12 protein-coding genes are annotated in these 22,385 nt (G+C 36.6%); 5 read left to right on the plus strand and 7 right to left on the minus strand.

Annotated features, from left to right (window positions below):
• Nucleotides 1-290 precede the first annotated feature (290 nt).
• Entirely contained in the window at nucleotides 291-2,249 is a 1,959-nt protein-coding gene (locus H4J41_RS14475; protein ID WP_182136883.1) for a methyl-accepting chemotaxis protein, read from the plus strand.
• Nucleotides 2,250-3,063: 814 nt separating this feature from the next.
• Here H4J41_RS14475 and H4J41_RS14480 read toward each other — a convergent pair.
• The 4 genes from H4J41_RS14480 to H4J41_RS14495 all read right to left on the minus strand — a co-directional run bounded on the left by H4J41_RS14480 (nucleotide 3,064) and on the right by H4J41_RS14495 (nucleotide 4,626).
• Nucleotides 3,064-3,258, minus strand: coding sequence for a hypothetical protein (locus H4J41_RS14480; protein ID WP_182136884.1), 195 nt, complete (start codon nucleotides 3,256-3,258; stop codon nucleotides 3,064-3,066).
• A gap of 128 nt (nucleotides 3,259-3,386) precedes the next feature.
• Nucleotides 3,387-3,578 (minus strand): hypothetical protein, encoded by a 192-nt coding sequence (locus tag H4J41_RS14485; RefSeq protein WP_182136885.1) that lies wholly within the window; start codon nucleotides 3,576-3,578, stop codon nucleotides 3,387-3,389.
• Nucleotides 3,579-3,720: 142 nt separating this feature from the next.
• Nucleotides 3,721-4,068, minus strand: a complete 348-nt coding sequence (locus tag H4J41_RS14490) for a hypothetical protein (protein ID WP_182136886.1) — start codon at nucleotides 4,066-4,068, stop codon at nucleotides 3,721-3,723.
• Between the two features lie 123 nt (nucleotides 4,069-4,191).
• Nucleotides 4,192-4,626: a hypothetical protein gene (locus H4J41_RS14495; RefSeq protein WP_182136887.1), complete on the minus strand. Its 435-nt coding sequence runs from the start codon at nucleotides 4,624-4,626 to the stop codon at nucleotides 4,192-4,194.
• A 130-nt stretch (nucleotides 4,627-4,756) separates the two neighbouring features.
• On the opposite strand from H4J41_RS14495, the gene H4J41_RS14500 reads away from it, so the two are divergent.
• Complete coding sequence (locus H4J41_RS14500) at nucleotides 4,757-5,656, plus strand: IS110 family transposase (RefSeq protein WP_259364487.1); 900 nt, start codon at nucleotides 4,757-4,759, stop codon at nucleotides 5,654-5,656.
• A 53-nt stretch (nucleotides 5,657-5,709) separates the two neighbouring features.
• Here H4J41_RS14500 and H4J41_RS14505 read toward each other — a convergent pair whose 3' ends face one another.
• The gene (locus tag H4J41_RS14505; RefSeq protein ID WP_182136888.1) at nucleotides 5,710-6,483 is read right to left on the minus strand and encodes a rhamnogalacturonan acetylesterase; all 774 of its coding nucleotides are present in this window, start codon (nucleotides 6,481-6,483) and stop codon (nucleotides 5,710-5,712) included.
• A gap of 32 nt (nucleotides 6,484-6,515) precedes the next feature.
• Nucleotides 6,516-7,973: a polysaccharide lyase family 1 protein gene (locus H4J41_RS14510; protein WP_182136889.1), complete on the minus strand. Its 1,458-nt coding sequence runs from the start codon at nucleotides 7,971-7,973 to the stop codon at nucleotides 6,516-6,518.
• A gap of 226 nt (nucleotides 7,974-8,199) precedes the next feature.
• Between H4J41_RS14510 and H4J41_RS14515 the strand changes: the two genes are divergently transcribed.
• The 3 genes from H4J41_RS14515 (at nucleotide 8,200) to H4J41_RS14525 (ending at nucleotide 19,584) form a co-directional block, all read left to right on the plus strand.
• Nucleotides 8,200-11,136: a TonB-dependent receptor gene (locus tag H4J41_RS14515; RefSeq protein ID WP_182136890.1), complete on the plus strand. Its 2,937-nt coding sequence runs from the start codon at nucleotides 8,200-8,202 to the stop codon at nucleotides 11,134-11,136.
• A gap of 98 nt (nucleotides 11,137-11,234) precedes the next feature.
• Complete coding sequence (locus H4J41_RS14520; protein WP_259364486.1) at nucleotides 11,235-18,479, plus strand: pectinesterase family protein; 7,245 nt, start codon at nucleotides 11,235-11,237, stop codon at nucleotides 18,477-18,479.
• 970 nt (nucleotides 18,480-19,449) lie between these two features.
• Nucleotides 19,450-19,584 (plus strand): transposase, encoded by a 135-nt coding sequence (locus tag H4J41_RS14525; protein ID WP_182136891.1) that lies wholly within the window; start codon nucleotides 19,450-19,452, stop codon nucleotides 19,582-19,584.
• 1,228 nt (nucleotides 19,585-20,812) lie between these two features.
• Here the strand turns inward: H4J41_RS14525 and H4J41_RS14530 are convergent.
• A complete protein-coding gene (locus tag H4J41_RS14530; RefSeq protein ID WP_259364485.1) occupies nucleotides 20,813-21,991 on the minus strand; it encodes a polysaccharide lyase family 1 protein in 1,179 nt (392 codons plus the stop codon).
• Nucleotides 21,992-22,385: the final 394 nt, after the last annotated feature.

The raw sequence follows: 22,385 nt of genomic DNA on the forward strand, positions 1-22,385 counted from the left end.
TGTTGCCCCACTAAGGAGCTAAAAATTTCTTGCTAATATATTGAAGCACAAAAACCACAAACTGTTATTTGTCGTTCTTGACTAGCTTGTATGGCAAACACTTGGGTCGCCAAGTACGTTAAAGGTTTTGAAGTGGAATGAGTAAATTTAAAAAACGATCGCCACTTAATTGCTCACCATGAATTTAAGCGGTTGAATCGAAATAAATAAACGTCTGCAAAAAGGATCTTGGTCTCAGCGCCACTCTCAGTTATATTATGGCTACATTTACGATTATTTAACGACTTTTTATGAATATTCGCTCTAAACTAACGTTGAGTTTTGCCGCTACGGTTATTTTGCCTATTATTGCTATTGCGATTGTCAGCATATCAATGACGATCTCTAAGTCTTCAACTAGCTTTGTAGAACGCACTCAGGATGAGTTAAGACAAGTAGACAACGGCTTTCAACTCTTCTTTCAACAAATCAAAGCTAACGTAAAATTTTTAGCTCAAAATAAATTGACAGCCCAACTCCCTGAGAATACTCATACTTATATTGACTCTGATCATATGATGGAGCCAAAAAATGACTCTGTCGAAGAATTAGATTTATATAAACTATATGAAGATTTTGGTTCATCACACCCTGATTTACTTTACGTATACACAGGCACCAAAGAAGGTGGCTTTGTTCAATATCCATTAGAAGTGCTTGGAGGTTATGATCCAAGACAACGTCCTTGGTATAAACAGGCACTAGCCTCTCCCAACGCTCCAATTATTACTGAAGCATATCAAGATGTCATAGGAAAACCTGTAGTAACTTCTGCGTTAGTAGTCAAAAATAAGCAAGGTGATATTATAGGCGTACAAGGTCTAGATGTTACCCTTTCAACATTAACGGATATATTAAGTAATACAAAACTAGGTGAAAGTGGCTATCTCATTCTTATTGATGAGTCAGGAACCGTATTAGCTGATGCCAAAACCCCAGAGAATAACTTCAAAAATATTAAAGATCTTTCATCATCATTATTTTCTATATTACAAAAAAGTCCAAATAAAGATCATTTTTCTACCGAGCATTTAGGGGAAGATGTTGATGTTGCCAGTTATTATTCAAAAGAATTAAAGTGGCGTTTTGTTGGCGTCATCCATAGCGATGAAATTTTAGCGCCTGCATTTAGTATGAGCCAGACCATTACCGTGATTGCCTTGATCATGGTGACATTATTTATTGCCATGGGATTTTGGTTAGCCAATCGTATTGTTCAACCCATTAACCGTGTGGCTGAAGGTTTACGTGATATTGCACAAGGTGATGGAAATTTAACTAAGCGACTAGAGATTATTGGTCAAGATGAAGTCAGTGAATTGGCTCAATGGTTTAATCAATTCTTAGACTCGATTAATCAGCTTGTTGTTGATATTAAAACCTGTGCATCAACATTAAATGTCGCGGCTAATGAATCGGGTATACAAATCGCTGATGTAAAAGCAGTCAGCCATAAACAAGAAAAATCAATAGATAATGTGAATAACCTTATCGCAACAATGACAGATATCGCACATCAAACCTCAAACGACTGTCAAGAAAGTTCAACGACTATTATGAAAACTGAAGAATACTCAAAAAAGGGAATTTCGTTAATTTCTGTCACGGTAAGTGAAGTGAGTTCGTTAAATAAATCGTTAAGTGAATCATCTCAATCGATGAAGTCACTTGAACTGGAAAGTGAGAATATTACTAAAATATTAGATGTTATCAGAAGCATTGCAGAACAAACTAATCTGTTAGCACTTAATGCGGCTATTGAAGCGGCAAGAGCTGGTGAGCAAGGGCGAGGTTTTGCTGTGGTCGCAGATGAAGTAAGAACATTAGCGCAACGCTCGCGAGGCGCTACCGAAGAAATTGATGCTGTATTGATGAACTTGCTAGATAAAACACGTGTTGTTTCTCAACAGATGGCCGTGAATGTCGAACAATCGAAGCAAACTATCGAAAAAATTGAACAAGCGAATCAATCATTTAACGAAATCAGTTCTTTGGTTGGACAAATGAAGGAAAATATCTCACGTATTACTCAAGCCGCAGATCAACAGCGCAGTTCATCGGACTTGATCAATGACGATATTAGTGGCATTAATCAATCGGCAAAAGGTATTGTTAATACTGCTGATACATTGGCCGATGGATCGAATGACTTACTTATTTTATCCAAAGATTTAACAAATTTAGTTGGCCGCTTTAAAGTCAATAATTAACACCTGATATTAGTATTAGTATTAAATAACGAACCCGTATATATTAACTATGAATACGACCCTGTAACAAATTTTGTTACAGGGTCTAGCCAACGGTTATTTACCCTACTTGAAAGGCTTATAATTGCTCCGCACTATGAAGTTGCATAGTAAAAATTATAAGTAATACCCCCATATACCAACAATACCTGAACCACTAAACCCTGCAGCTATTACCAAAGGTTTTACAATAAACAAGTGTGCTAAAAATACAGGAACAATTAACCATGCAACCATTTTATAGTTTGGAGATAGTTTGATTTTTTTATCACACTTTGGACATGTTTTAGGATTACCAAATTTATTTAGTGCTTTAGAGAAAAAGTGTCATTTATAACTACAGTGAGGGCATTTCATATACTGTCCTTAGTAATCTAACGTTAACAGCAGGCGCGCGCTTTTCGCATCGCTTGGCTCACCTGGTTAGGAATTTTTGTACTTTATTTATTAGTACTACTACGAATACACCCTAACAGCTTCGTTAACCTGCCACCGGGCACACGAACGAACTCAAATGCCAGGGCGTACTTTGGTTAGACACTGATATTAAAAGTTGTCTTTAAGATCCATGATAAGACACCACTAAAGAGAGAAAAATGTAATTGCCCTTTTGTTCGCGTTGATTCCCATGCTTTAAATTGATCATCTTTCATTTGATTTAACTTCCATGTTTGAATGACACCAGCGCCCTAATAAGAGGCAAATAATTATTGGCTAAATAAGCGACGAAGGAGCAAATAGCCAACTTTTTTTGTCCTTTTAAACAACTTATATTTTAATTATCAGCAGGTTCCTGAGTTGATTGCTTTTTACTCAACAAGCTAATCAACTGGACTTGAGATTCAGCTATGGACTTCTGAGATCCTGCAATATCTGTAATACGGTTTAGTAATTTGACAGCAAAGACGATAATTCCAACTACAATTGCGAGTTGAAAAATAATGGCTAAAAAAGCTACTCCTGCGAACATATACGATCCTTATATAGTGAATGAAACCTAACGCTTACTTAAGCGGAAAAATATAGTTGACTAAAATGTTAAACGGAGTGAAAACAGCCAACTGGATTTTACCGTTTGAAGTTCTTGTTAGTAGTATTTTAACCCACCGAACTTTCTTTTTTGGCAGCACGATTTTTAATTATACCTAAAGATAAGAATACTATAGATGAAATTAAAAACACTCCAGAACCAAAAAAATCTTGTTCAATAACATTATAAATTAAACCTAAAAACATAATAAAAGATGCACTTAGATAATATTTAGATTTAGATGATGACTTACTTTCCATTAATACTTCCCTGAAATTGATAACCGATATTTTTTGATGCAACTAATGGCCAAATAATGACCAAACAATGACCAAATAACAGTTGGTTAAAATAAGCGACGCTGGAGCAAAAACCAACTGTTTTTTGTCCTTGTTTAATTGCTTATGTATGTACTGCACTAGCATCTGATTTTTGAAACCTAACTGTATGATACAAAGAAACAATACCAGATAAAACCCACCAAGCGATTAATGCTATTCGCCAACCTCCAGCATCAAATGGACTATCCATTTGATAGTAAAGGGCAAGTAACCCAGACGCTAAAATAAGAATTGATACAACTCTAGATTTCCATTTGAACAAGCAAAACGCAAGAACTAAAAGTATTAAAACATCAATAAACAATGTGAAATTGAAGAATACAAAACCAACATTAAAAGCAGCAATAACAACTAAGTTGGCAGCAATACTTTTAATTGAATTCTGAATTTCGTTTGAGCTATCACTCATTTAAATATCACCACACCTGACTACATACATAATGCTAAACTAAGTGGAAAAATACAGTTGGCTATAATGCGCAAAGCGCAGCCAACTGTAATTTTTCCGTTTGAGTGCTTTGTTATATGCGATTTATAAGCCCCATAACCAACCTATTTGAAAAGTAAACTGAGGGCTTGAGTAATCACCTGAACCAAAAGTTAAACCTGGCTCCATAAAAAAACCACCTTTTTTTAAGGTTGCAGAAAAACCCACATATTTCCATTTATCAGATTTAAACTTATTTTTTTCAATATCAGAGTATCCACTTATAATCTGGGCTGAATGAAAAAAAGAATCATTGTTTTGGTAAAAATTATAACCAACTTCAATTCCACTAATTTTATCTCCCCAGTAACCACCTGAAATTTGTAAAGGAACACCTAACTCATCGCTCTTAATAACAAAGTTAGCGCCCGCAGGAGAACCTAAAGACAAACCGAATAAAGTTGAATCTTCAGCTAAAGCTGAAAAAGAATATAGTATTAAAAGACTAACGCATGTGATTTTTTTGTATTTGTGAAGCATAACATTTCCTTGTTGGTGGTGATTAGCATAGACACAATGATTCCCCACGAGGTGCTAGCCTCCTATCGTGGGTTAGCTTAAAAAGCCAGTGCCATAATTAGTGTGTCAAACAACTAAAGCGGAGGCTAGCATGAATAACCATAGCATAATTTTTATTGGATTAGATACTAATAAAACATTTACACAACTGGCTGTTTTAAAAGACGAACGTGGTGCTAAACCTGAGTCGTTAGGGAAAATAAATACTAACAAATCAGCCTTTATTAAACTCGCCAGACAGCTACAATCTACATACCCAAAAGCAACGCTACACTTTATTTATGAAGCCGGTCCCTGCGGCTACTGGATTTATAGACTACTTACAAGTTTAGGCCATTGTTGCTACATCATCGCACCTTCTCTTATACCCAAAAAACCTGGTGATAAAGTTAAAACTGACAAACGTGATGCAGCCAAACTTTCCAAACTATTTAAAGCTGAAGAGCTGACAACAATCGATGTACCTGAAGCCAAAGATAAAGCCATACGCGATTTACCACGTGCTCGTGAAACCGCAATGAACGATTTAAAGAACGCAAAGTTTCAACTTACAGGACTGTTTTTAAGAAACAACATCAAATGTGACGTTAAAGATAATTGGTCAAATCAACATTTACGCTGGTTAACTGAGTTAGTGTTGCCTCATACAAGCCAACAAATTGTTTTACAAGAAATGATACAAACCATCACCGAGCGCACAAAACGGGTGGCGCGGTTAGTGAATGAACTTGAACACCAAGTGAAACAATGGCGCTACTACCCTCTCGTAAAAGCTATTCAAGCCGTGCGTGGCGTAAGAATGTTAGTGGCTGTGGGGACGATTGCCGAATTAGGGGATCTAAGACGTTTCGATCATCCTAGAAAATTAATGGCATATCTTGGGTTAGTCCCCAGTGAACATTCAAGCGGCGATAAACGTAAGTTAGGTAAAATCACAAAATGTGGGAGACCCTGTAACAGATTTTGTTACAGGGTCCAAGTAAAAGATTGACCACGGCTTTTGTATTCCTGTAGTTCTATCCAATTTCTTTTCTCGCTATCAAATCAATGATAATAACTTAATTTTAAATGTTTTGAGTCAACTGCTCTTAACTTATCATATAGAGGATGGTCTATTTCTTTCAATTCAGTTAATACTAATTGCGCTACTTCCCTTGCTCCTAATTGGTTCAGGTGAGTATTATCTTTAACACCATGTGGATAGTTCGGATGTAAATTAGGGAGAATATGCATAAAACGTAGTGCTGAGTTTTCATCACCGAGTTGTTGAAAATACTGCTGAGTTATCTTCTCCATATCAATAAAAACAACTTGAGTATCTTTCGCCACATCTCTTACTAAATCAGCATAAACCGGATGCGTATCCTTAATGGTGCCATTTTCATCAAAATATCGTCGAGTAATTGGTGTCATTAATATTACGTGCGCTTTTTTCGCGCGTACATCCATAATAAAAAGCGTTAAATTCGCACTAAACTCATGTGGTGGCGTATACCGATCAACTTTGTATTTCGATTGATCATTATGTCCAAATTCAATAATCACATAGTCGTCTGGTTTTAGTTCAACAAGAATTTTTTGCCATCGCCCTTCTGCTATAAAGCTTTTAGTACTGCGCCCATTTTTAGCTCTATTTTCGACAATAACACTTTCATTGAAAAAATAACTAAATGGCATGCCCCAACCAGTTTCTGGATAATCTTTCACCTCTTTAATTGACATGGTTGAGTCCCCTGCCATAAAAATTTGAGTTACTTCGCTGGCATTGGTAGCAAAAGTGCAACATAAGCTAGCGACAAAAATAATAAAGTTATACATATTAATTCCTTTATATAAACAAACTACTACTGTTACTCAGTTAACGAGTCTAAATAATCATTAAGTAAGTTATTATCCGTATTGGTTAACGAAGATTCCTTGTGTTTTAAAAACCATTGTTTTGCCCATTGATCATCGACACCATCGTGGTTTTCATCAACAAGTACGGGAAATTTAGTGAACTGCTCTTCATACGAAAGCCAGCTCGTCATGTCCTCATTTTCATGATTAATTAAGGCTTTACTCTTTGATTTCCCTTGAAGTTGTAGATAGATAATTCTATCGACACTATCAACAAAATGACCATGGGCATTTTTACTCGCGCCAATCTCATTATTTTCAATAGCCATGTTGAATATCTCTTTAGCTGGTAATATAGGTAAGTAAATATGTTTATTTGTATCGAAGGGGGTCAAAATAGTTGCACTAAGCCAAGGACTAGTTTTTTTTGAAGGTGTTCTTTTCGCTTTTTCTTGTTTTCGATAATTAACGCCACGCCAATTTTCTTTACTTAAATTAGCATTGTTTTCATAGAAGTTGTCTGCAATATACGCTTGATTATTTTGAATTAATGGCGAATACCAAATATCAGCAATTTGCGTAATTTTACTCACTAAACCAGGCTTATAAAAATTATTCATCAAATTAAAGCGACCGTTCTCAGAGCCATAAACGTTGTTGTGCCCCCAGTTAAAAAATATATTATCTATAATTTCAACAAATTCATCGGCTTGTGGGTAGTGAGGTTTTAAACGATAACCATTAATACGCGGAGTTCTACTAGCATGGTTAGCAACAATATTATGGATAAATGAAGCATTTGCCCCACCCCAGATACCACCATAGCCATGTTTTCCTTTAGGATGAATAGAATCATTTAAGCTGTTGGCAATGATAGAGTTTTGCAAAGTAAAATTGCGGTTATTATAAAAACTACCAGTTTCATCTACTGACCAACTTAATGAACAATGATCAATGATCACGTATTCACTGTTGCGAACTGATAAAGCGTCATCGGCATAACCAAATGTCCCTAAACGAAAACGTAAATAACGAATAACAATATGCTTAGCTCCGGAAACCGTTATAGGAGCACCTGCTAATGTAATACCACCGGGAGAACTCTGCCCGGCAATGGTTAAATAATCTCCCGATATTTTTAGTGGTCCCGCTAGTTTAATCACACCTGATACTGAAAATACAACTGTACGCGGATGCTTTTGCTTAATAGCATAGCGTAATGTGCCTATAGCCGGATTAACTAGGTCATCAGCTAAACTATTCACAATATACAGCTTACCATTTATACCACCTTGGCTGTATTTACCAAATCCTTTCGCATCAGAAAATGCAAGTGTGGGCAGAGTATCATAAGCTTTAACAGCTACCGATAAGCTTAACGCGCCCCCAACACTGACTATGCTTAGCCAGCATGCAAATAAGTATTTGACGTTTGCTAAGCTTGTATTAGAAAAAAAATTATAAAACATAAATACCTAATGATGAGTTGACTTAAATTATGATTAATCAAACCGGAAAAATCATGATAAATTTAATTTTCAGAAATGCTACTTATTATCGCTTTAAATAATGAGTTGACATCTCCAATAATTTGATGATACCTTTTTGTGCCACCGGTGGCAACAATTATTAAGTTCGCTATCGGCATAAATATAAGAATCGATAACAACTATAATAAGCTTTGAAGGGAATACTATGAAAAGCATGCAATTAACGACATTATCTGTCGCAATAGCCCTAGCTCTTCCTGTTTTTGCCGCAGGCGCTGCTGAAACAGTATCAGAAACACCTACGGTAAAAACAACCATTGAAAAAAACACAAAAAAACACAAACTCAAAGATACAGAAGAAATTGAGGTAGTCACAGTTACCGGTGTTCACTTAGCTGATTTAAAAGCACGTACGTTAGAGCGCGAAAGTGATTCTTATAGCTCAGTGATTGCTACTGATGATCTAGGTAATTTTGTTGATCAGAATGTTGCAGAATCTTTACGTCGCTTACCTGGTGTAACACTTGAACGCAGCGAAGGCGAAGGTACACATGTTTCTATTCGTGGTTTAGGACCAAATTTTGTTTCCGTAACCATGAACGGAAATGAAATGGCAGGTGCAGATGATAGTCGCGCTGTTGGTTTAGCCGGGATCACCGGTGATTCACTCGGTTCAATTGAGGTATTTAAAACCTTAACACCTGAAATGAATCTAAACTCTATCGGAGGCATGGTCAATGTAAAAGCTATTTCTGCGTATGACAAAGGAAAAGAAAGCCTCAAATTTAAAGTACAAAACTCTTATCAAGTATTAAGCGAACAACATTCGCCTAAATTTAGTGTTGATGGTACTGAGTTTTTTCTTGATAAAAAAATTGGTATCGGATTTTCTGGTGGATTTGAAAACCGTAAAACGCATGTAGAAGAAAGCCGACAACATGACACCGCCCCTATGACCTTAAGACAAGCTGACATAGGATATGTGGATGGTTCAGTTCAAACAGTAACTGCTTATGGAGATCAAATAATAGCTCCTAGTCAATTTGAACGAAGACTTGAAGATGCAGGTCGTGAACGTACTACCGCTAATCTTAATTTAGAATTTAGACCTAACGACACTAGCCAGTACTATATTCGAGGCAACTATTCTAAATATGCTGATAACGATATTGCACTACGTGAAAAATTTGATTTCGCTGATGCTGGTGGCATAGGAAGTGGTGAAACTGCCTATGTTAGTGCTGCTACAAAAGAATTTATCGTTACTGATATTGATGTACAAAACCAATTTTTTATCCAAGAAGGCGATAATGTTACTAAAACCTTCAGTATTGGTGGTAAAAATTTCTTGGGTGATGCAACCATACTAGATTATGCATATGCACATTCAGAGTCAGTAAGTGAAATTAATGATGGTCATAGAACCCAATTTCGTGAACGAGATCTTATCGTTCTTGGTCAAGGTCTTAGAGATCGTATTAATGCGAAAGTACTAACAGCTGAACAAGCCGCAGAAATATCAGGCCTTGATATTGCGGTATTCGACGGTGCTAACAATAGCGATGTTCAAGGTGATGCAAGTTCTTTAAGCAACTTCGAATTAGATAATATTTTCCTTGAAGATAGTAATCGCATTGATGAACTGGACAGTTTTAAAATAAATTTACGTCAAAATTTTTATTATGATCATTTAAGTTATATCAAAATAGGTGGAGCTTCGAGTAAACGAGTTCATACCAGAGGTAAAGATCGCTGGAGTTTTATTCCTAAAGATGGTGACTGTCAAGGTAATGAAGAATGCCTTGCAGTACAAACATCTTCTTTGGCAGATTACACAAACGAAATCCCAGTAACTGGTAATTTCGTTTATCCACTACCAGTACGAGATGAAGTTGAATATATTACTTCAGTTTCGAAAAGTTTAGCTGAATCAGCAACTGGAGGTGGTGTTGCATTTGAAAGCACAAGTGAAGATTATCAAATCAATGAAGATACTTATGCACTCTATGCGATGGCAGAAATACCATTTAGTGACGAACTTACGCTAATAACAGGTGTTCGTTATGCTCATACTGAATTTTCTTCTACCGGTTTTTTATCAATTAACAATGATAAATTTAATTTTGGTGGCAATAGCAGTTTAGATATTTCAATTCCTTTGCCACAGGCAAAAATCACTTACAGTGAATACTATCCTAGTGCCCATTTACGCTATGAACCAACTGAAGACCTGTTAATCCGTGCTTCGCTCTGGACAAGTTATACCAGACCGTCGTTTAGTCAAGCACGCGCCTTTGCTAAATTTGATAGTCGTATTGTGTTATGTGACCCTAGTACAGGCGAATGTGACGACGAGGCAAATGGTGCCAGTGCCATTGATTTACAAGGTTATATTCTTGGTGAAGATAATGGTTTGAAAGTGGGTAATCCTAATCTGGTCGCAATGAGTTCAACTAACTTTGATACTTCTATTGGTTGGTATCCGTCAGAAAATTTATTTTTAGAAGCCTCTTTTTTCCACAAGAATATTGATAACTTCATTTATGACGCAGTTGGCATCAGGCAAGCCCTCAACGAATTACCTTTAACGCTACCAGTAGACCACGTTAGCGCCTTTGCTATTCCTCAAGATTTAATACTGAACTCGACTTCAATCACACTTAACGGTGATAAAGCTAAAGTTACCGGTGTTGAACTTAGCTACAACCAATTTTTTGACAATGGTTTATTTATTCAATCTAACGCTACCTTCTTAACTAGTGAGGCTAATGTCGACGAGAAAATACGTGCTGAAAAAATACAAATGCCGAGCCAAGCAGATACCACATTTAATTTATCTTTAGGTTGGGAGAATGATGACTTTTCGACACGTATAATTGGTAATTATCGTTCTGAACTATTAGATGCTATTGCCTCTGAACCATCATTTGACCGTTATATTGATGCTATAACCACTATCGACTTTAAAGTGAAATATGACGTTAACAAGCAAATATCAATATATTTTGATGCGGTCAATATTACCGATGAAGTGGATCTTGAATATATAGATGGAAATTCATTATCTGGCGGTAATGTCGTTTTTAAACAAGAATCTTACGGCGCTACTTATCAATTGGGTCTTACGTATAAATTTTATTAACCATGATGAAAAGAAAATATAAATAAAATCATGTTGATATTAATTATTAAGGTGTGTCTTAGCAATTGGACATACTAAATCGTCCTCAGGAGGGATGTATGAACAATAAAAATAAAATAACCGCAAGCATACTTACAACACTTGTTTTAGCAGGTTGTGGTGCAGAAAGCACAGTTAATGTTGTAGAAGATCCATTACCCCCTATTGTAGGTCAGTTTATTGATGCACCAGTTGCAGGTCTTGGCTATCGTATAAATAGAGAAGCAAGTGGTATCACAGATTCTATAACCGGTGTTACTGATAGCAATGGTAACTTCGAATACTTCAGAGGTGATTCAATTACTTTCTTTATTGGTGATATAGAATTTCCTGCAACATCGGGCCGTAATTTCATCACACCCATGCAAATTTTTGGCACCGATACCGTTTTTAATCAACGTGTTGTTAACACAATAAGATTACTGCAAACATTAGACAGTGATGGCAATCCAACCAACGGTATTTCTATTAGCCCAGAAGCAACTGATGCAGTAACAATGACCTTAGCTGAAGATGAATCTATCGATGATTTCTTTAATCGAAGTGATGAAGCTTTTGCTACTGAATTAGAAGCATGGTTACCTAATGCAGGGACTGTTAATACGGCTATTATTGATAAAAGTACGGCTATTGAGAATTTTGTTAATTATATCGATAATGAATTAAGTGTTAACCAACCGAACGCTTTTGATCCTTTAAAATTTTCAGGTACTATAAATCGAGCATTTGTCTCCCCTACAAGTATTATCACCGAAACGTTTGTATTTACACCTACTGATGGAACCGAAGATTCAAGTGGTCAATACAGCCAGCTTGACAGTGAAACTGTCATTGCTAGTGGTAGCTATGAATTTTCTTTTGGGAATCGCCATTTAACATTAACGCAACCAGTTGAAGGTGGAGATAACATCATCACCCGATTTACTGGCCGGTCTTATAATACCGAAACAGAAGTTTATGGCTTATGTATTACTAATGGTTCAGCCTCTCTTGCTGAAGATGCACAGAATTGTGATAACAACGAAACTGCTGCTAATAATTCTTTGGTAATGAGTGCTAATAATCTTGAAGCAGAGCTAGTACGCTTAACCGAGTTACCTGCTGAAGAAACACGTGAATTAGTAGAAGAGTTTGCCACTGATAAAGATTCTTTTTATACTTCTGGTTACAAGAAAGTTAGTGGTGGCGACACGCCTCTTTATTTTAAAACAGGTGGAACACCTGTTTTAGAGAATAATGAAATCGCGATAAATGGTGCACGTTTTACTATTGGTAATAATGATCCTGCTACAATAACAAGTGGTAATAATACAGTTGAAAATATTGATAGTGGCCATCAATATAACTTAAGTCAGGGCTTTACCATTAGCTTTGATGTTCTCTCTCATGGGGGTGGTGGCGCAGGTGCGGGTTCATTATCTCTTTATGCTGATAATAATACGTCCAGTGAAGGTAATTCAGTTCACGGGGCTTCATCTAAGTTTTTAAGTCTACCAATAAGTAACGTAAACTTCATTGGGGGTACAACTTTTAGTTACACTTATAATCCTACTGAAGCTGCAGCAGCGAAAGAACTTGATCCTGAAGTTCGAGTATTAAATCCTTTTGTACAAAATTCATTTTTACAAATTCGTACTGACAGTGCCGGTGTTATTACTATCGATAATTTAGTCGTTGATACTGTTGCCGGTTTTGGTATACCTAATGACGCTGTAAATGCACCTGAGCCAGAGCCAGAACCTGAGCCAGAACCGCAACCAGAAATAATCCCTAATGTCTTTTTACCTTTCATTGCCGATTTCACTCAAACAGATACGGCGAGCTTGTTTACCGCTGAGTACCAATCAACAACAGGTAACGCAGGTGTTACAGGTACAGATATCCCAATGTATGATAAAACAGGTGGTACGGTAACTGTTACTACTTCAGGCATTGAATTAGATGGGGGCCGTTTTACCATTGGTAATACTACACCAGATGTTGATACTACTGATGCGGATACAGCTGGCACCGGTATTTTCGATTTAAGTCGTCCTTACAATGTTGTGCTAGATATTATTGCTATAGGCGGAACGGAAACGAAAAAATTCCAAATTTATGTCGATAACAATACTTCAAGTAGCTCTAAATCAATGCATGGCGGGGCTTCTAAATTTTATAGTGTAGACATTAATACCTTAACACCGAATTCTACCTTAAAGGTTCCAGGATTATTAGCGACTAAAAACTCATTTTTACAAATTCGTACAGAAACCGATGGTATCGTTGAATTCAATAACTTACACATTGAATACGTAAACGAAAATGTATTACTAGAAGAAGACTTTACCGGTAGTACCGCTGAAACCTTCTTCACTACTGAGTATAAGTCATTACCTGGAGACAGTACTGCACCATTATATAATGTTACCGGTGGTGGTAGTACTATGATGTTTGCCAATGACCAACTTACATTAAGTGGTAGCCGTTTTACTATAGGTGACGCTAACCCCGGTACTGATACTGCTGATGGCGATCTACCTCAAGGTACACTTAATTTAAGCCGACCTTATAAAGTTTTTGTTGATATTGTAGCCATTGACAGCATTAGTACTATGACAAAAGATTTCCAAATCTATGTTGATAACAACACGAGTAGTAGTTCTAAATCTCACCTTGGTGGCGATTCTAAATTTTTTAAATCTGATCTTGCTAACTTAGTTGTTGGTCAAACCTTAGAAGTTGAAGGTTTACTTGCAACTGAGGCTTCATTTTTACAATTCCGTACTGAAGGAGGCGCCATTGTCACGATAGATAATATACGTATCGAATATCTTGATAATAAAATAATTCACAGTGATGGTTTTGAAACCACCTCGGAAGCCTTCTTTACTGCAGAATACATGTCACTACCTGCTGATGAAACGGTTCCTCTTTATAAAAAAACGGGGGGGGGTGTCACCGTTGTTGACGGTCAATTACAACTTGATAGCGGTCGTTTTTCTATCGGTAATACCACTCCTGATGTTGAGACCACAGCTGCTGATTTAATCACTACAGGTGTGTTTGATTTTTCTCAACCTTACAACATCGTTTTTGATTTAATCTCAGCTGAAGAACCTACTGATGATAAAGGAAACAGTTTCCAAGTTTACATCGACAACAATACGTCAAGTAGCTCAAAATCGATTCATAGTGGTGACTCTAAGTTTTATAGTACTAAAATTGCAGAGTTGACTCCGGGTGAAGTGACTATTGAAGGCTTCATTGGGTCGCCAACATCTTTCTTACAATTACGTACAGAAAGTGGCGGTATTGTCGTCATCGATAATTTACGTATTGAATACCTAGAAGATCCTGAAGATACAACCTTTACCTGTTCAAAAGCGCCTGAGTTATATTTCTGTGATGATTTTACTAGCGGTAACCTAAATAACTGGAATATTTTAGCATCTACAGAGGCTTCAACTGCGCTTGGTGACTTTGACGTATTAACACTTGAAGATGGCAATAACGTTATGCGTTATACCGCAGGTGGCGCTGGTGGCGAGCTGGTTTTAGCAACAGATGCTGCAATGGCTAATGTTCCTGATAGCGGTAATTATTTTGTTGAAGCAACAATTCGTCCACGCCAAAACAGTACTACCGCTAACAAGCAATTGTACTTAATGGCACGTTATGACAGTGTTGGTAATTGGTTTGGTGGTGGTTTAAACCTTCAAAACTCTTCAAGTAGCACACAAGTTGAAGTAGCAATCTCAACAAACGGTTCTATCAGCCGTCCTGTACAAAAGAAATCACCGTTATTATTAGGTGAAAAAGACGGTACTGCAGATGGTGTTTGGTATACGACTCGCTTTGAAATGATTGATGGTGACTTAACTCTATACTTAAACGGCGAAAAAATGGGTTCAACAACTGATTCAACCTATACAACTAAAGGTCTTATTGGGCTTTTCACCAATAACCGTTCATTTGAATTAGACAACTTAAAAGTGGGGGATCCAAGTATTAAACCAATTCAATTAACGCTTGATTATAAAGATCCTTCATGGGATACAACGACAACTACTGATCCGCTTGTGGTTAATGTTGCCGCTTTCCAGGATGATGGTTCAACAGCAGATACTTTTACAGTCACGTCAAGTAACCCTGATGCTGTTGCTGTAACAATTGAAGGCAATATCATTACACTAAGCCCTACCGGTGAAGGTGAAGCAACTATCTCTTTTGTATCTGGTTCTGATTCAAATATTGTTCGCACTATTAATGTGACAGTTGCTTCAGGCTTTGCTATGCCAACAACCGAATACGGTGATTTCAGTAGCAAAGTAGCACCAACAATCAGTAGCACTAACCAATATGTTGATACCAGCCTATCAATTACCTTTGATAATGCTATTACGTTAGGTGCTTTAGGTGAAGTTCGTATTTATAAAGCGTCTGATGACACAATCGTTGATTTACTCAAAGTTGACATGAAAAAAGGTGCAAATGTTGATGCCTTATCCGCTCTAGATAAAACGCGTACATTAAATTACACCCCTTTATCTGTTGCTGACGATGGTAAAACACTCAACATTGACCCACGTAATGATGTGCTAACTTACGGTGAAACCTATTATGTTGTGATCAGTAACGATGTGGTTAGTGGCGCTAAATTGAATGGTGTCGACTTTGACGGTCTTGGTGAGAGCAGTAATTGGACTTTCACGACAAAATATACAACACCTATCGGTTCTAACATTTTAGTTGATGATGATGGTGTCGCTGATTTTAGAACAGTACAAGGTGCGTTAACTTATGTAATGGCTAACATTGGTAAGGATGAAGCAGCGACCATTTCGGTTAAAGATGGTATTTATAATGAAATGTTATTCTTGCGAAACCAAAATAACATTACTATTCAAGGTGAAAGCCGTGAAAACACCATTGTTCAATATGACAACTATGAAACCTTTAATGGAGGTTCAAGTGGACGTCCTTTATTTTTAGTTGAAAGTGCTGATATGTTAGTACTAAATAACTTCACTTTAAAAAATTCACACATTCGTGATAACGCTTATTCTAATCAAGCAGAAGCTATTTATTTTAATAGTAACTATCGATTAGTTGCTAATAATATGAATTTCATCAGTGAGCAAGACACATTATTAGTAAAAGGCTATGCTTGGTTCTATAATTCATTAATTGCCGGTAACGTTGATTTTATCTGGGGTTACCCTGCTGCTGCACTATTTGAAGAAAGTGAAATTCGTACCCTTGGTGATTCTAAAAATGGCCCTTCTGATACACCAACAAGTGGTGGTTATATTCTACAATCTCGAACGCCGGTTGAATCAGATCCTGGATTTGTTTTCTTAAATGGTGAATTTACTAATGGACCGGGTCCAATTGGCAATACCGTTGCAGATTACTCCACTTATTTCGCACGTAGTAGCGGCAAATCTGATGCCTTTGATAACATGGTCTTAATCAATAACAAGATTGATACACATATTGCTATTGATGGTTGGGCTGTACAAGGTGTTAATGGTCAACCTGCACCAAATCCTGAAAATCCAACAGCAACAAGTGGCTGGCGCGAATATGGCAGCATGGACATTAATGGTAACCCACTAGATATTTCAGCGCGGGTTGGGGGTTATGAGTTATCTGATAATGAAGCTGCCAGCTATACTAGCCGTGCAGCAGTATTTGCTGCTTATAATAGTGGTTCTGGTTGGGATCCTCAGCCATTACTCATCCCTATCCTACCTGATGAACCAACCCAAGCTACACCTATTGTTGTTGAATATGGTTTTGCCGGATACAACTTTAATGTAACCGGTGGTGAAAACGGAACAACAATTACGGTTGCCAACGGTAATGATTTAAAAACTGCTTTAGCTTCCGCAAAGAATAGTAATAATCCCGTAACTATTTATGTTGATGGAATCATCACTGTTGCTAATAACGGTAATAGCTCAGTAATCGATGTTAAAGATATGGATAATGTGTCTATTATTGGTATTAATAATCGAGGTGAATTAGACGGTGTTGGTATTTCGATTCGTCGAGCGAACAATGTGATTATTCAAAACTTAAAAATTCATCATGTTTTAGCACCAACAGATGCTATTTCAGTTGAAGGTGATAATGATGGTTCAACAACCAAAAACATCTGGATAGATCATAACGAACTGTACAGTGAGAATGATGGTGATACATCGAAAAAAGATGTTTATGATGGTTTAATTGATACTAAAAGTGGCGCCAAAAATATAACTATCTCTTATAACTATCTACATGATCATTGGAAAGCTTCTTTAAATGGTCACACTGAAGATGATGAGACTACCAATACTGAAAGGCAAATCACCTTCCATCACAACCGTTTTGAAAACATTGAATCACGTTTACCTTTGTTTAGAAAAGGCGTTGGTCATTTATATAACAATTATTACAATAATATTGGCTCTACAGCAATCAACTCTAGGATTGGTGCAGAATTACTTATTGAAAATAATTACTTTGAAAATGTTCAAAATCCGATCGTATCCTTCTACTCAGATATCGTTGGATATTGGAGTGTTGCTGGTAATTTCTACGCGAATACCGTTACGTGGACTACACCAGAAACAGGCGATTTAAGTGCAGAAAATGGCGCTTCTACTAGTAGCTACGTTGTACCTTATGACTATGTATTAGATGATGTTCAAGATGTAAAAACTAAAGTTATCTCTAACGCTGGTATCGGTAGAATTGATCAAAGTGGCTTATCTATTCCGGATGTGACTGATAGCACCCCATCTGAGCCACCAGTGCAGGAAGCTATTGGTTTACCGTTTAATGAAAACTTCTCTGCAGCAAATACCGATGAATTCTTTAGTAACAGTTATCGTGACCTATCAGGCTCTGCCGGTAGTGATACACCATTATTCTATCGTGTCACAGGCACTGTTGAAGTAGCTGGTGGTGAATTAACCATGACAGGCGCTCGCGTAAGTATTAGCAACACCACACCTAGAGTGTCAACCACAGCAAATGATAGCACCACAACGGGGTTATTTGATTTAACAAATAATTATCAAGTGTCGTTCAAAGTGATCAGTGTTGCTGGCAATACCGACAAAAACTTCCAAATATACGTAGATAACAACACATCAGGTAGCAGCAATTCGATTAACGGTGGTGCTTCTAAATTTTATTCAGTAGCACTTAAAGACTTCATTCCAGGTCAAACTTATGTGGTAGATGGACTAATTGCTTCAGCTAGATCATTTATAACAATACGTACGGAAAGCGATGCAACAATCACTATCGATGATTTTACAATTGAATGATTAAAATTTAACTAATTTAACTAATTTAACTAATTTAACTAAGAGTAAAATCCTTCAATACATTAATGTTGAGGGATTTTTTACTTCCCCCTTAAGACTTTTTTATACCTCCCCCTCCCCAGAAAATAGCTATGGCTATCAATCTCAGTTCACTATGTAAGTTCGAACTATACAGCAGTACCGAAAAACGCAATTAACAGTAAAAGTTATCTAGATAACCTGATGTGATGGTTTCCTCCCAATACGGTAGCTATTTACCATGATTGAAGTTGTTAACCACAATCAAAATGGCAGAACACCAAAATGAAAATTACAACAACAGGGTTAGACATAGCAAAAAGATTTCTTCATGTTGTTTGCTGTAATGAGCAATGATGCCTTGTAAAAAATAAAAATGTTAAGGCAAGCACAAGTATTCGCTTTCTTTCAATGTCATTCTAAATGTCTTGTTGCTTTGAAGATTTATGCCACCTCTCATTATTGGGCAAGAGAAATAATGAGAGGTGTGCATACTGTGAAGCTTATTCCACCTCAACATGTGGAAGTATTTTTAATTGGTAATAAAATGATTATAACGATGCGTTAGCAATTGCTGTTGCAGCTAAGCAACCACATATATAAGAGTGTTGGTATTAAATCAATGGAGCGGCAAGATAATCAAACGCAACATAAAGCAAAGTATTAGCCATAAGGCAACGAACTGGGTCATGCAACCAAATAAGAGGACGCCTAGCTGAATACAGTATTGTTTTTAACCCAAGGCGTTAATCATGTGCGTAAAAGCATTTCTTTGATGTTGGACGGTGAAACAATACTATTATCTGATGGGTTTAAAGTAATACTGTCTCAATTACAATCGCAATTAAACGCATTAGACGAATGTATTCAGATCTATGATAAAACAATTACGGTTTCAACAAGAAATAATCCTATTTGCCAGAGATTACAAACGATACCAGGTTTTGGTCCCATGATATCAAGTGCCTACTTTAATGAAGTAGGCACTTGTGCAGGTTACCGACGAGGACGTGATGTTTCAGCATCAATAGGTATAGTTCCACGACAACACAGTAGTGGTGGTAAAGATACTCTGCTTGGCATATAAGTAAACGTGTGACAGTTATCGATGTCTTTTAATTCAAGGGGCTAAAGCGGTAGTATCGCGAGCATAAATGAAAACAGATAAATTGAATCAATGAATTAATAAAATTGTTCAAAATCGGGGCATAACTGATCGTGTAGCGTATTCCAACAAAATGGCGAGCATGGCTTGGCAATTAGCGCCTCCGGTGAATAATATTCACAAGTATAGTAAACCGCTCTTCAAAGAATTGCGTGGGTAAAACAAAACGACGGTATAGCAGGTAAAGCCTGCATATTGAAAACCTGATGAGCTCAGAGCTAGTAAATACCGATAACCTGATAAGGTCATATGCGCGGAATACATCGAGGTCATCCGCAATAAACTTCATTAAAAGACCGTATATATGACAGTAACCCTGTCCCTGTGACCGATGAGCTAAACTTTCCAATACGAGAGGAGAGCATATATGAGTTCGGCTCAACAAATGTTGTTCTAACAGCTATTGACGCGATATTTGCCTTGAATTAAGTAAAACTATCAAGCTAGAGATTCTATAACATAATGTTTATTATATTTAAAATTGTTAAATGTCTCTTAAACCGAATTCAGGTTAGATATCAACACTAATACCTTATCCACTTTTTTCTATTATCTCAGAGTACAGTCAAACCTTAATGCATCAGCAACAAGCGATTATAAAATCAGCAGGTTAGCCAGTCGTCAACGCACAATTTAGAACGTTTATAACAGTTAATTAATATAATGATATATTTTCAATTAGCTATTACTTATCAATATATTGGCGGATAAAAACACTTGATCAAAGCTATATTTCACCGACTAAGTTGAGGAAATATCTTTTTTTGCAGTAGAAAGTTCTAATAAAGTATGGGAGGAATCACTCGAACAAATAGACAATGTCTTTTTAGCTTTATTAGCGACTAAAAACTAATATGACTTATTTAAAAACAAACCATATTAGTTGAAAATTATAAAAACACAAAAATTTATTTTCTATAAACCAAATAAAAAATGTATCTAACCCACTAATTTAAAAGTAAGTTATAGCCACATTATAATTATTAACTAAACGCCAAGCATCAATGGTACCTTCTGAGCCTGCTGCTTCAATAATACGTACCGTATTAATGGGATTTGTTAAACTCTTAATAAAAATTCGGCCTGTAGAACCATTAGGTGACCAGTAACTGCTTACGTTTCCATCACGCACGACACCATAACTGCCAGCTCATTTAGAGCTTCCATCTGAACCTACAGTTAAAGAATAGTTTTCACCTACTTCACCGTCAATCGGATCTGGTTCAACTGGATCTGGGTTAGGTGATACAACTGAACAGCTACCATCAGAAAAGGTAATGCCTTTGTTAGCACCCGCGGTTGCTAAAACAAGACCAGGCACACAGTTTGCTTCATCCATACTATAACTATAAGGAATACTGACAGACGTTGTAGAAACAGGGTTTGGCCCTGCTGGATGATTATCAGTATCTTCAGCTGTCCAAACAACGGTATTAGCAAAAATATTACCATTAACTTCCCAATACCCCATATTATCAGTATAGAAAGTACCTATTGGATCTTTAGAATTTTCAAAGTAATTATTATCAACTTTAACTTTTCCGCCAATACGTGAATTGATACCTGATTTATTAATACCATTAAAATAGTTATTATAAGTATGACCGACTCGCCCTCGAAATAGGGGCACTCGAGAATCTAGATTCTCATACAAATTATGGTGAAAAGTAACAGGGCCATTATTGTTATCACTTGCGCTAGAGCCTACTAGGCCACCACGCCCTGAATTACGTAAAATACTATAAGAAAGTGTTACATATTTTGTGTCTGCTTTCATATCAAATAAAGCATCGTAACCGTCGCTTTCACCACCTTGAGCTTCTAAAGTAACGTGGTCTACCCATATATTAGAGACATTACTTTCCATACCTATTGCATCACCACCATTAGAAGTAGGTGATCCTGACTTTTTAACATTACGCACATGTAAATTTTGCAAAATAATATTTGAAGAATTACGTATATGGATGCCTAGTTCATCAAATAGTGCGCCACTACCAACACCAATAATTGATATATTACTGATTTCTTTTAGTTCAATGACACCATCAGCGGTATTACAACTACCGCTTTGTTTAAAGGTGTTACTGTGATTTATAGTACCCTGCACATGAATAATCAACGGCGTATCATCTGAAGCGCGATTACAAATTGCTGCATGGATATCAGTACCTGTACTTGCATTAACAACACCACCACCGGCTCCACCCGTAGTACCACCATTTTGCGTAGAAAAACCAGATTGTTCTGCAAAGATATGTCCGCTAAACAGAGTACTTGCAAGTGCTACTGAAGCAATTGAACGTTTAAAAATATTTTTTTCATTCATCTTTAATCCTTAAGATAATTATTTTTTATTTAAAGCTAACTATCCACCTAAGCCTTGCCACCGGTGGCAATCTCAGGTAAATAGTTAACTTCAAGACTGAACTTTGCCCCCTCCCCGTCATGCCACCGGTGGTAAATTAGGGTAAGTTACAACTACTTTTTAACTAAAAATGAGCTTATTTAGTCTATTATTTAATCAGAAATAATGCGAGTACTTTTTAACTTAAATAAAAATATACAAATAAACAAAATAAAATCAATAACTAAAAACAAAGCGTGTGGTTTTTTTTAAAAACCAAAAGATTACATGTAACCTTTTACAGAGAGGATATTTTTTATGTGTAGTATTTTATAAGTAAAGATAACAACTTTATATTATCTTTATATTATCTTTA

Origin of the sequence: Colwellia sp. MB3u-45, assembly GCF_014077005.1 — a bacterium.
In the GTDB taxonomy this organism is placed as follows: Bacteria; Pseudomonadota; Gammaproteobacteria; order Enterobacterales; family Alteromonadaceae; genus Cognaticolwellia.

Coding starts and splice junctions, on each gene's coding strand:
- H4J41_RS14510 (WP_182136889.1), bottom strand. CDS start 7,973: ATGTTTTATAATTTTTTTTCTAATACAAGCTTAGCAAACGTCAAATAC.
- H4J41_RS14485 (WP_182136885.1), bottom strand. CDS start 3,578: ATGGAAAGTAAGTCATCATCTAAATCTAAATATTATCTAAGTGCATCT.
- H4J41_RS14495 (WP_182136887.1), bottom strand. CDS start 4,626: ATGCTTCACAAATACAAAAAAATCACATGCGTTAGTCTTTTAATACTA.
- H4J41_RS14515 (WP_182136890.1), top strand. CDS start 8,200: ATGAAAAGCATGCAATTAACGACATTATCTGTCGCAATAGCCCTAGCT.
- H4J41_RS14480 (WP_182136884.1), bottom strand. CDS start 3,258: ATGTTCGCAGGAGTAGCTTTTTTAGCCATTATTTTTCAACTCGCAATT.
- H4J41_RS14525 (WP_182136891.1), top strand. CDS start 19,450: ATGATATCAAGTGCCTACTTTAATGAAGTAGGCACTTGTGCAGGTTAC.
- H4J41_RS14505 (WP_182136888.1), bottom strand. CDS start 6,483: ATGTATAACTTTATTATTTTTGTCGCTAGCTTATGTTGCACTTTTGCT.
- H4J41_RS14490 (WP_182136886.1), bottom strand. CDS start 4,068: ATGAGTGATAGCTCAAACGAAATTCAGAATTCAATTAAAAGTATTGCT.
- H4J41_RS14520 (WP_259364486.1), top strand. CDS start 11,235: ATGAACAATAAAAATAAAATAACCGCAAGCATACTTACAACACTTGTT.
- H4J41_RS14475 (WP_182136883.1), top strand. CDS start 291: ATGAATATTCGCTCTAAACTAACGTTGAGTTTTGCCGCTACGGTTATT.
- H4J41_RS14500 (WP_259364487.1), top strand. CDS start 4,757: ATGAATAACCATAGCATAATTTTTATTGGATTAGATACTAATAAAACA.
- H4J41_RS14530 (WP_259364485.1), bottom strand. CDS start 21,991: ATGAATGAAAAAAATATTTTTAAACGTTCAATTGCTTCAGTAGCACTT.